10 protein-coding genes are annotated in these 11,441 nt (G+C 40.1%); 1 reads left to right on the top strand and 9 read right to left on the bottom strand.

Translation table 11 applies throughout. The annotated features are described in order from the left end of the window. Nucleotides 1-34: 34 nt before the first annotated feature. The 6 genes from nadX to CCK98_RS11475 all read right to left on the bottom strand — a co-directional run bounded on the left by nadX (nucleotide 35) and on the right by CCK98_RS11475 (nucleotide 6,777). A complete protein-coding gene (gene nadX / locus CCK98_RS11500) occupies nucleotides 35-820 on the bottom strand; it encodes an aspartate dehydrogenase (RefSeq protein WP_088086708.1) in 786 nt (261 codons plus the stop codon). 15 nt (nucleotides 821-835) lie between these two features. Further along, complete coding sequence (locus CCK98_RS11495) at nucleotides 836-2,281, bottom strand: aldehyde dehydrogenase (protein WP_088086707.1); 1,446 nt, start codon at nucleotides 2,279-2,281, stop codon at nucleotides 836-838. A gap of 13 nt (nucleotides 2,282-2,294) precedes the next feature. After that, entirely contained in the window at nucleotides 2,295-3,983 is a 1,689-nt protein-coding gene (locus CCK98_RS11490; protein WP_088086706.1) for a thiamine pyrophosphate-binding protein, read from the bottom strand. Nucleotides 3,984-4,013: 30 nt separating this feature from the next. Continuing rightward, nucleotides 4,014-4,805 (bottom strand): SDR family oxidoreductase, encoded by a 792-nt coding sequence (locus CCK98_RS11485; RefSeq protein WP_088086705.1) that lies wholly within the window; start codon nucleotides 4,803-4,805, stop codon nucleotides 4,014-4,016. 261 nt (nucleotides 4,806-5,066) lie between these two features. Further along, complete coding sequence (locus CCK98_RS11480; protein WP_088086704.1) at nucleotides 5,067-5,600, bottom strand: cupin domain-containing protein; 534 nt, start codon at nucleotides 5,598-5,600, stop codon at nucleotides 5,067-5,069. A 349-nt stretch (nucleotides 5,601-5,949) separates the two neighbouring features. Continuing rightward, entirely contained in the window at nucleotides 5,950-6,777 is an 828-nt protein-coding gene (locus CCK98_RS11475; protein WP_088086703.1) for an IclR family transcriptional regulator, read from the bottom strand. 275 nt (nucleotides 6,778-7,052) lie between these two features. On the opposite strand from CCK98_RS11475, the gene CCK98_RS11470 reads away from it, so the two are divergent. Beyond that, a complete protein-coding gene (locus CCK98_RS11470) occupies nucleotides 7,053-8,342 on the top strand; it encodes an MFS transporter (protein ID WP_088086702.1) in 1,290 nt (429 codons plus the stop codon). A 151-nt stretch (nucleotides 8,343-8,493) separates the two neighbouring features. Here CCK98_RS11470 and CCK98_RS11465 read toward each other — a convergent pair whose 3' ends face one another. From CCK98_RS11465 to CCK98_RS11460, 3 genes are all read right to left on the bottom strand, one after another. Further along, nucleotides 8,494-9,741, bottom strand: a complete 1,248-nt coding sequence (locus CCK98_RS11465; RefSeq protein WP_088086701.1) for an NADP-dependent malic enzyme — start codon at nucleotides 9,739-9,741, stop codon at nucleotides 8,494-8,496. A gap of 125 nt (nucleotides 9,742-9,866) precedes the next feature. Further along, nucleotides 9,867-10,025 carry a hypothetical protein gene (locus tag CCK98_RS35255; protein ID WP_179195767.1) on the bottom strand — a complete coding sequence of 53 codons (159 nt, stop codon included), beginning with the start codon at nucleotides 10,023-10,025 and terminating at the stop codon, nucleotides 9,867-9,869. 42 nt (nucleotides 10,026-10,067) lie between these two features. Further along, nucleotides 10,068-11,348: an MFS transporter gene (locus tag CCK98_RS11460; protein ID WP_088086700.1), complete on the bottom strand. Its 1,281-nt coding sequence runs from the start codon at nucleotides 11,346-11,348 to the stop codon at nucleotides 10,068-10,070. Nucleotides 11,349-11,441 lie beyond the last annotated feature (93 nt).

The raw sequence follows: 11,441 nt of genomic DNA, 5'->3' as shown, positions 1-11,441 counted from the left end.
TGTACTCCTCCCTCTACGGGCTTCACTTAATTCATTATCCAACTAGAATAGTCTTGTCTTTGTTTTGAAGCGTAGCCAGTACACTTAACGCAGCTAAATAACTCGTTTTCGGATTGTTTGGCATCGGATCATTTTCTACTTCAAGCTTAAGTTTTCCGAACGAACCTGACGCTTCAATAAGATGGCTATTCTTCAACACATCTGGATCGGCAATAATTTTTACTTTCGTCTTTTCAGAACCAAGACCAGCTAAAGATAACACAATCGCAACATTAATATTTCTCGGGAACTGCTTAATTGCTTCAGCTGCAAAGCCTTCAAATAAAACCGTTTCTTTTTCTAATGAAGCACCTGCTGGCAATGCGCTTGTCGGTTTTCTCGTTGTAATGGACACTGATTCAAGTCCATTCACGGCTTTTGCAGATTTTAGTACATCGAGTCCTCCAATCGCACCAGATGGAAGAAAAACGTTTACATTATTTTTTCGGCAAATTTCGCGTACGCTTTTTTCAAAAGCAGCATCGGCCATTACTCCTATGCTACTTAATAATAAATCTTTTCCACCTTCAAGCACTTTCAATGAGTACTCTTCAGCAGCTTCAATGGTCGCTGCTTCAATGACTAGATCCACATCAGAATGAAGGAGTGAGCCAACATCTCGATACGACTGTGTCCCAAATTCCTCTGCTAGTTGAGCTGCGATTTCTTCTCGGCGTGCATAAATCGAAACGATTTTTCCACCTGGAAGAAGTCCGTCCTTATTTATTGCCTGAAGCAGAAATGTACCGATATTACCGCACCCAATTAGCCCTAGTTTCATGCCATTCACCCTTTCTCAATCAGCAAACCCGTATGAATCTGCATAGAATTCCAGTCCACAATATCTCGTTTCGCGGGAAACACCACTTTCTTTTAAACCCGGAAAGTCGAGAGCCAAATCACTGAAAACGGTATGATTATTATGGAAAACAGCTCCTGCCTCGAGGCGATCGGCCAGCTCAATAGCTAATTCTTCATTCTCAGTCCAAACAGACGCCCGTAAACCAAATTCACTATCATTCGCTAACTTTACCGCTTCATCAACATCAGAGAAAGGCAAAATAGGGATGACTGGTCCAAATTGCTCGACGCGAACTACTTCGCTTTGCTGATCGATTCCTGTAACAATCGAAGGAAGCATATAATAACCTTGATCCCACGATTCAGGATTAAGTTGAATGCCGGCAGTGATTACTTCTGCACCTGACTTAACTGTACGTTTGATCAACTCATTCACATAATCAAACTGCACTTTATTATTTAACGGCCCCATTGTTACAGCAGGCTGAATGCCATCACCAACAACAACCCGTTCAAACTCTTTCGTTAATTTTTTCACAACTTCTTCATAACGTGATTCATGGACATACACTCGTTTAATAGTTGAGCACACTTGGCCTGCTGCTCGTAAAATACCCATTTTAAGACGATTGATCGCTGCTTCATCCATGTTTGCATCGTCCAAAATAATTGCCGGATCATTGCCGCCGAGTTCCATATATACTTTTTGGAGATTTCCTGCAGACTTCTTCATAATATCTTTTCCTGTTTCAGTACTGCCGACAAATGCGACGGTACGCACGCGGGAATCAGAGCAAAGTATGTCACCGATTACTTTTCCTGAACCTGTCACAATATTAATGACGCCTGGTGGAAAATGTTCAGCGACTACTTTTAAACAAGTCATAATTGTTAACGGACAATTTGTAGCAGGTTTTACAACGACGGTATTGCCTGCTAAAACGGCTGGGATGACTCGTTTAAATGTTAAAATCATGGGTGAATTCCATGGTGTGATCACTGCTGTGACGCCCCTTGCTCTTCTTCTAACATGGACTTTTTGATTTCCTGGAAGCACTTCTGGTTTCCACCAGTTAAGCAGCTCTGCTGCGCAGCCCTTCATGACCTCAACACAGCGTAGTAAATCTTTTTTAGCTTCTACAAGTGTTTTTCCATTTTCCCGTACAAATAGTGTGACATTTTCCTCGATGATAGTCGCCAGTTCTTCTGCCGCTGTGTTCATGAGGGCTGCTCGGTCTCCTATATCAGAACGAGACCAGGTTTCATAAGCTTTATCTGCCACTTCTATCACTTCATTTACAATGTCCTCAGAACATATTGCCACTTGGCCTACTACTTCTGAAGTGTTTGCAGGATTAATCACATCGGCTGTTTCTTTTATTTCTTTCCATTCTCCATTAACGAGGTATCTTCCTGAAACAACTGGATAGGTCGAAATCATTTTCAATCCTCCTTTATATTTTTTTTGGTTTAAATGCTTCCGCTGCCCCTGGAGGTCCGCCGAACGGTTTTGCCATTGGCCCAACAGCTTCCATATCGACAACGATCATTGACGGTTTACGTCTTTCTTTTGCTTTTTTTAGTTCGCTAACAAATTCATCTCCAGAACCAATCCGTACAGCAGCATAGTGCATTGACTCAGCAAGCTTTACAAAATCAGGACTCAATAAATCCACAGCTACTTGGCGTCCATATGCAGCGTCTTGGATATTGCGAAGAACCCCGTAGCCTGAGTCATCAAACAATACAATGATGATAGGTAAATTTTCTTCAGCTGCCGTAACCATTTCCCCGACATTGACCATAAACCCGCCGTCTCCAGCCATCAGCACAACTGTTTTATCTTGACAGCCCATTTGTGCACCAATTGCTGTTGGAAGGCCTTGACCAATTCCGCCCCCTGACGCATGAATGGATGTTCTCGGTTCATAAATTTCAAATAAACGGCTTCCCCAAACGTTAGCCTGAACAGTTACGTCACGAACTAAAATGGTATCGCGCGGCAATATTTCTCTCATTCCATCTACAAATTGCTCATATGGTCCGAGCGTTTCACGGAGTTGAGCGCGCACTTCATCTCTGAGGGAACGTACTTCTTCTATATAAGAAGGTACTGCAGAAACTGATTTTTCTTCGAGCTTTTGCACGAGAGCTTCTAACAAATCTTTTGCATCGCCAACTAAACCGAATGTCGCTTTATAGTTACGGTTGATTGCCTGCCAATCCGCATCAATTGCAATATGCTCTTCTGGTACAGGTACTTTCCAGTTGGACGTTTCATTCCCTCTAAAACGGACACCTACGCTGATCAATAAATCCGCATTTCGCAAAAACTCTTTTGTGGACTCATATGCCGCAAAATGTCCGATGCATTGTTCGTGGTCTTCTGGAATCGAACCTTTTCCTGTTTGACTTGTAATAACTGCTGCGCCAAGAATTTCCGCCAATTGTTGCAGCTCATGTGAAGCATTAGCAGTGATGACACCGCCTCCTGCCCAGATTACTGGACGGCGTGCTTCAATAATTTTTGTCACTGCTTGTTCAGGAATAAATGCCGTTGATTGTTGTTTAGACTCTGCAACTTGTACACCATCAAGTGAAAGATCCTCTATAATCGCCGATTGAAAGTCAATCGGAATTTCCAGTGATACCGGTCCAGTCGGCGCAGTTAACGCTTCTTGAATCGCCTTTCTTACTACTGCAGCTGTTTGTTCCGGCCTTCTAAGCCGTACAGCATGTTTACATGCACCGCTCATCATCGAGAGCTGATCTTTGCATTCATGTATGTATCCTCTACCTGTTCCAAGATATGGAGATGCGACTTCACCGGTAAGATGAAGAAGTGGAACGCCGGCAGCCCAAGCTTCAACTAATGAACCAGCTGCATTTCCTGCTCCTGTTCCCGTACTTGTAATAACTACACCTAATTTTCCAGTCGCACGCGCATAACCATCTGCCATATTGACTGCACCGCTCTCACCACGCGAACAGATAAGCTTAATGCTTCCCTCTCTAAGAATGGCATCATAGATAGGCATATTATGAATACTGACAATACCGAAAGCGGTTTCTACGCCTGCACGTACTAGCTCTTTTACAATGGCATCAGCTGTTGTAAACTCTATCTCTTCTTGTTTTTTCATTGTGATATCCACCTTTGTTTAGTAATATAATTAAAGCGCTTTACCTATCGCTCCTGCAGTTTCAATCGTCGAGCCAGCTACATAACTCGCTTTGTCTGAAGCTAGAAATACAATAACACTAGCAACTTCTTCCACTTCACCTACACGGCCAAGTGGAATATTCCGTTTTTTCGCAAGATCTCTATAATATTCTTCCGGATCCATATCAGGGGCATTTTTCAATCTTCTGCGCTCCCACTGATCAGTCCGAATCAACCCGAGGCTAACTGAATTCACTAATATATTGTCTAAGGCCAGTTCTTGAGACAAAGTTTTGCTTAAATTTAAAAGACCAGCCCGTGTAGCTGCAGTCGCTACCATGTGACGCTCAGGCTCTTTAGCAAGCGTTGCATTAATATTAATAATCCGCCCGCCACCTCTTTTAACAAGGTGTGGATGAGCAGAACGAACCGCATAAATGATAGCAAAATACTTTAATTGAATTTGTTCTTGCCACTGTTCATCTGTAATGTCAAAAAAATAACCCATCACGCTTTGTCCAGCAGCATTTACTAATATATCAATTCCGCCTAACTTTTCTGATGTGCTATTAATAAACGATTCAACATCTGATTTCGAGGTAACGTCACAAGTTGATGCAAAAATATCTTCTTTGTTCCCAAATGATTGCAATTGATGTTGGGCATTTTCCATGCGCTCTTCGCTTCTTCCACATATAGCTACTTTTGCGCCTTCACCTAAAAACATTTCTGCTGTTTTTAATCCGACACCTGATGTGCCTCCCATAATAACAGCAACTTTTCCTTTCAAACCTAAGTCCATCTCGTCACTCCTTTAAATATGTAGCTTCTCGATTCGCCGCATTAACGAACGTTAACTGCTCCATCTACCCAGCCTGGACTTGTTCTTCAAAATTCGACGTTATCAAACTAATATGTCGTAAATGAGTAATTCCAAGCACTTTTTATACCTCCCATTAAACAGATATCCCTCTCATCAGAAAGCGGTTTCACTTGGCGACCCTCTAGAAAAGGCAACTGCATTACTTTTCATAATGCAGCTGTGACTTTTCTATTTTATTAATCAACCTTTAATGATTGCTTCTCTTTCTTTAGCACGTTGTTTACGTAGTTCTTCAAGTGCGCTACCTTCTGGATAGGTTGGCAAATTAGGCTTAACTGCTCCAAGCATAACGAGCATACGCGCCTCTTCTTTCCCATCATTTCTGATCCCGCGATATACTCCTGGAGGGCTGCTGATGCAGTCTCTCGCATTCAGTTTAATTTCATGAACTTCACTGTTGCTGTCTTCCTGAATTAACGCTGTAACTTCTCCCTCAAGAATAAAAAATACTTCTTCTACATCATCGTGGAGGTGCAACGGCCCGATACATCCTGGAGGAAGCACCATTGTACTTAATGTAAAATGTTCCGCTGCAATTACATTTGAATCATTATTCGCAGTAGCACCTCGTCCAATATACCGCAATTGTGCACGTCTATAAGCTGGGGCAATTTCCTCCTGGAACTTTAAGACATTCCAATCAAGTGTACGGTCTTCCAAGCGAGCCACATATTTTTTTTCAAATTCTTTAACCGAAAAAGTTTCTTTTGTCATTTTATAAATCCTCCCTTTATTCATTGTTCTTTACTTGCATTTTGTTTTATATATAAAACAATGTTTTATTTATAAACTAATTCTAAAATGGAATCATTATATTGTCAAGATTAGTTTTTAGAAAATTTAAAAGTGTTTTTATTTTAAAACCCCCTTTTTTTTGAACAATCCAAGGCTTTATCTAAAACTATGAACAAAAGCGGAAGGAACATATAAAACTTGGAACTTTATGTCGAAACGCTTACCCGCAGTTTATAAATTTATTTTCTAAACGACAAAAAAGTGTGGTTACCCTTAAAGATCGGGTATCCACACTTTTGAAAAAAGATGATTCTTTTTATAGTTAAGATCAATTGTTTTTACAGATATCCTTTTGATTAAGCGCTTTTGGAATTCCTCCACTGTATCCCATATAATTCGATAGTAAATGGGAAACTTCCAGTACTTTTGGCAAGGAAATTTTATCCATAAAATCTTCCTGGTAAGCCGATTCTGTTGCTACGACATTCAAAGCCGCCAAAATTTCTCCAGTTCTACCAAAAATCGGCGCTGCAACAGAACGAATACCCGGATGGAATTCTCCACTAGTCATTGAATATCCTTTTTGCCGTATTGTTTCTAATTGCTGTTGAAACTCACTCGGTGTTATGAGTGTCTTATCTGTATAAGGAGTTAGGTTTGAGACATGAAACATTTGCCTCAGACTTTCTTTTGACTGATAAGCAAGCAATAATTTTCCATTGGCTGTTGCATGGGCTGGGAGCCTCATGCCAATGTTCACATTGATGGCGGATACACCCCTGACCGGAGCACTTCCTACGTATACCACTTCCTGTCCATCCAAAATAGACAAATGACAAGAAGCACCGATTTCATCACGCAGCTTTTCCATATAAGGTTGGGCAATTTCCGGGAATTTCAAGCTGTTTAAATAACTAAAACCCAATTCAAGCACTTTTGGAGATAATTTATAATGTTTTGTATTTTCATCCTGAGACAGGTAACCCATATTTTGAAGTGTAAATAATAAACGATATGGTACCGTTCTGCTAACGCCCAGCTGTTTCGCTATTTCTGAAAGTGACAAGCTCGGCTGTTCTTCATTAAAAAGCTTTATTATTTCCAATCCTCTTACTAATGAATTGGCACTATACTTTTCTTTTTCTTCGCTTACCATTCGAGTATTCCTCCCGTTGTTTACTCTTTCAGAGCCCCTTAATATATAGGAGAAACTGATCATTATCTAATAATTTATTATTTCATATATAAAACATCGTTAATAAATAAATTATATATTTGTCTGAAATTAAATTCAATATGTTAAAATATTAAATTGACAAACAATTGTACTTATTTTATCGTATATATATTAAAAATGTTTTATCAACAAAACATATTTTTCAATTGTAAACGCTTTAATTATTGATTAAGTTTTAACAAGGAGAAGATATTATGCTTCAAGGACAAAAAAGATGGTTATATATTGCCGTACCGATTTTTTTCTTTTGGTTCTTTGGACAAATTGATAAGGTGGGTATTTCCATCATTCAAACAGATCCGGATTTCTTGAATACGTTCGGGATAACAGGTGAAGACAAAAATACAAAAATTGGTCTTCTTTCGTTTGTTTTTACTATTGCTTATGGGGTTTCAAATCTTTTTTGGGGCTTCATTATTGACAAATTTGGTGCGCGAAAAACAGCTATTGCTGGATTATCCATTTGGACGCTTACCATGTTTTCGTCAGGTCTCACTACTTCATATGAAATATTTTTAGTAAGCCGAATTATTCTCGGTTTTGGCGAAGGGATGATGATTCCTGTATCCGGTAAATTTATTTCTTCCTGGTTTAATAATCGCGAAATAGGACGTGCTCAGGCATCTGGGCTTACTGGAAACTATTTAGGACCGGCGATCGGAGCCGTTGTTTTGACTCTCATTATTTCATCACTCCACTGGCAGTCAGCTTTCTTTATTCTAGCGGCGCTTAACTTATTTATTAATATCCCAATGTTTATCTTCCTGACAAGAAATAAACCAGAAGAGCACCCGCATGTTAGTAAAGAAGAACTGGCTTTTATCCGTCATTTGGATGATGATGAAAAAGAGGGAATCACGTCTGAGAATAAGAGTTTTGCTCAGGATTACCGTTTCTGGATTGTCTGGTTTGGTATGCTCGTATGTTCTTTCCTTTTCTTCGGAATCAGTATTTGGCTCCCAACATATCTTTTGGAAGCAAAAGGCTTCGAACAAAAAGGGATGTCAAGCATCACTTCCCTCTCCTGGTTATTTGCGCTTGGATTTGTCCTGTCATGCGGTTTTCTTGCCGATAAGACAAGACGGCCAGGTTTAATGGCATCGATTTTATTTTTAATGACAACCATCTTTTTGACAGTGGCAGTTTTTATCCCAACTCCAATTATAGCGGGGATTTGTATGGGTCTTGCAATGGGATGCCAGGGCGGTGTGTTCCATCTGAGTAATATGCTTATGGTAAAATACTCAACACCAGAAACAGCCGGTCGGGCAGCAGGCTTGATGGGATTCACAAATATTATGGGCGGCTTTTCAAGCTATATTATGGGCTGGCTTCGTGACATATCAAACGGGGACTTCAGTACATCCATTGCTATGTTAATTTTTGCATCTATTTTAGGTTTGAGCGCTTATGTATTTACGGTTAAAAAAGAGGCAGCTGAACTTCATTCAGCTCCTCTCCCTACGCAAAATAGGCACGCCTAATAGAATGCGTTTTTCGAAAATATGTATTGAATCAAAAATAAAAAAAACGTAAAATTACAAATTGATAAATCCCCTGCCATTAGACCGACCAAAGTTAAATCTTTGAAGTCTTCTGGCAGGGGATTTTTAGATAGACATAGTTGCCCTGGATTTATACAAAAGCAGGTAGTTTTTCTTCTTCAAGTGTTAATAGACGCTCTTTGATCTCTTCTACATTTACAATTTTTCGTGAAACACCTGTTTCCATCGCAACTTTAGCCACTGCCGATGCTACATGGGCAGCAACCCGGCGGTCAAATGGATTGGGGATCACATAGTCAGTATGGAGGTCTTCCTCTGAAATCAATCCAGCAATGGCATAAACAGCTGCCAGTTTCATTTCTTCATTGATTTCTTTTGCGTGAACGTCTAAAGCACCGCGGAAGATGCCTGGGAATGCAAGTACATTATTCACCTGATTCGGGTAATCAGAGCGGCCCGTCCCAACTACGAGTGCTCCCGCTTCTTTTGCATCCTCCGGCATAATTTCCGGTACCGGATTGGCCATCGCAAAAATGATTGGATTTTGATTCATGGAACGAACCATCTCTTTCGTGACAGCACCTGCTGCTGATACTCCGACAAACACATCTGCTCCCTCCAGTGCATCCGCTAATGACCCTTGTTGTTGTTCTTTATTAGTCATACGGGCCATTTCTTCTTTAAATGAATTCATTCCCTCAGGACGGCCTTTATAGATGATTCCATTTGTATCACATAAAATAACATCTTTTACACCCATATGAAGCAACAGCTTAATAATCGCCACTCCTGCGGCACCCGCACCGTTTGCGACTACGCGAATATCTTCAATTTTCTTGTCAGCCAATTTAAGAGCGTTGATTAATCCGGCAGCTGTTACGATTGCAGTACCGTGTTGATCATCATGGAAAATGGGAATATTGCAGACTTTTCGTAAGCGATCTTCAATTTCAAAACATTGAGGTGCAGAAATGTCTTCTAAGTTAATCCCGCCAAATGTAGGCTCAAGCAATTTGACAACCTCGATAATTTTGTCACAATCAGTTGTATCTAAGCAAAGAGGGAATGCATCTACATCGGCAAATGATTTGAATAACAATGCTTTTCCCTCCATAACCGGCATGGCAGCTTTTGGGCCAATATTTCCAAGTCCGAGTACAGCTGTACCGTTTGAAACAACGGCAACTAGGTTACCCTTCATGGTATAGTCATATACCTTGCTCTCATTCTCATGAATGTCTAGGCAGGGTTCTGCAACGCCTGGTGAATAAGCAAGACTTAAATCGTTTGCATTGCGTACTGCGACTTTTGAGTAAACACCAAGCTTTCCTCGATTTTCTTTGTGCATCTTTAATGCTTCTTCACGTAAAGTTGACATACAATGTCTCTCCCTTTGTTTAATATGTTATGGTTATAGGAAAATCTAGAGAAAAGGGCTATGTGAAAAGGATACAAAACTTTGGGCTTCAGCCCATTTTATTCTTAGTTATCATGGTAAAGATATTAAACAGCAACTAAATCAACACCATAATCATTATAATAAGCAATCTCGGAAAGAATCTTACAGCCTTCAATGTTTTCGAAAGCTTCTTTTGCTTCTTCCGCTGTGTCATACTCAAACATTTTTATATTTGAATTTGAATAGAGCGTGATGACCCACATTAACATTTCCCCCAATTAAATTTGACTTCATTTCAATTCCATTTATACAATTACTTTATTTCCTGATGTATTGCTTAGATGATTTCCAGCAGCCTCTTTTTTAATCATAAACAGGTACGCCACAAATCCAATAATAGCTGCCACAATCAACATGATAATGGATGGACCAAAATCTCCGCCGGACGAATCGCGTGCCCACCCCATAATATAGCTCGAAAAACCACCCATAATATTCGTGAACCCCATTAAACCGGCTGCGCGGCCCGCTGTTTTAGGTGTTGAAAATTTGATGATGAATAAATTGGTTAGATGAAACATTCCTCCCTGAGATCCCATTGCGAGTCCCATTGAAACGCCTGCCACGATAGGATTTGGTGCAATAACTGCAATTGTCAAAAAGGAAGCTGTAAGTATGAAAAGAATCGCCGCCTGTATACTCGGGCGTTTCGTTTTGTCTGCTAGGAATCCACCAACCAGTACAAATCCAAGTGCGAATAGCCACGATAATGAAGTAATCCCCGTCATTGCTTCTCTTTCAAAGCCTTTGGCTTCAACGAGATATGTAGGCAGCCAAATACTGATTCCAAAGAAAAGAAAGGACGACATCAAATTGCCAAACCAGACAATCCAATAACGAAAATCCTTAGCGAAGAATTGCTTCGTCTCTGCATCAACTGCTTCGTCTTTTTGGCGAATATAGGAGACCTCTTCTTTACTGAGACGTGGATGTTCTTCTGGCGTATTACGTGTCAGAAAAAGGAACATTGGAATATTAATAAATAAGTTAAAGCCGGCGAGAACAAAGAATGCGGCCTGCCAATGAAAAGTGGAAATAACTAATATGAGGATAACCGCACCCACTGCTGGACCAAGATAGTTGCCAATAATCCAGGATGATTGTGCACGGCCAAGTTCTCGTTTATTAAACCAATTCGAAATAAATTTACCCGATATTGGAATCATCATACCTTCCCCGATTCCAAGGATGATTCTACTAATTAGAAACATTTCATATGAAGTAGACAGCCCTCCAATTACCATGGTCGCTGTCCATACCAGTAGACCCAAAACAGCTGTTTTCCTTGCCCCTAACTTGTCGATAATAATTCCCCAAAAAACGTTGGAACACGAGTATGAAATCATGAATATAAAGGAGATTAAGCCAATTTTGGCATTTTTATCTGGACCAGTTAAACCAAGATCACTTAAAAATCCCGGATCTGTTTGGATAACCGAAATGCCTACTTTATCAATCTGACCGAAAAACCAAAAGAAAAAAATTGGAACGGCAATATACAACCATCTTTTTTGACCTTGTAACATGTTAGTATCCCCCTTCAATATAGTCCTACACGAATACGCTTTCATAATTTGCGATAAAAATAATATCACTCACACTATTAAACACCATCAACT

This window comes from Bacillus sp. OV166, assembly GCF_900177675.1.
In the GTDB taxonomy this organism is placed as follows: Bacteria; Bacillota; Bacilli; order Bacillales; family Cytobacillaceae; genus Neobacillus.
This window is presented reverse-complemented; position numbering and strand designations above follow the sequence as displayed.

Bases quoted from the DNA above. Each gene is read 5' to 3' on its own strand.
- nadX (WP_088086708.1), bottom strand. From the start codon at position 820: ATGAAACTAGGGCTAATTGGGTGCGGTAATATCGGTACATTTCTGCTT.
- CCK98_RS11495 (WP_088086707.1), bottom strand. From the start codon at position 2,281: ATGATTTCGACCTATCCAGTTGTTTCAGGAAGATACCTCGTTAATGGA.
- CCK98_RS11490 (WP_088086706.1), bottom strand. From the start codon at position 3,983: ATGAAAAAACAAGAAGAGATAGAGTTTACAACAGCTGATGCCATTGTA.
- CCK98_RS11485 (WP_088086705.1), bottom strand. From the start codon at position 4,805: ATGGACTTAGGTTTGAAAGGAAAAGTTGCTGTTATTATGGGAGGCACA.
- CCK98_RS11480 (WP_088086704.1), bottom strand. From the start codon at position 5,600: ATGACAAAAGAAACTTTTTCGGTTAAAGAATTTGAAAAAAAATATGTG.
- CCK98_RS11475 (WP_088086703.1), bottom strand. From the start codon at position 6,777: ATGGTAAGCGAAGAAAAAGAAAAGTATAGTGCCAATTCATTAGTAAGA.
- CCK98_RS11470 (WP_088086702.1), top strand. From the start codon at position 7,053: ATGCTTCAAGGACAAAAAAGATGGTTATATATTGCCGTACCGATTTTT.
- CCK98_RS11465 (WP_088086701.1), bottom strand. From the start codon at position 9,741: ATGTCAACTTTACGTGAAGAAGCATTAAAGATGCACAAAGAAAATCGA.
- CCK98_RS35255 (WP_179195767.1), bottom strand. From the start codon at position 10,025: ATGTGGGTCATCACGCTCTATTCAAATTCAAATATAAAAATGTTTGAG.
- CCK98_RS11460 (WP_088086700.1), bottom strand. From the start codon at position 11,348: ATGTTACAAGGTCAAAAAAGATGGTTGTATATTGCCGTTCCAATTTTT.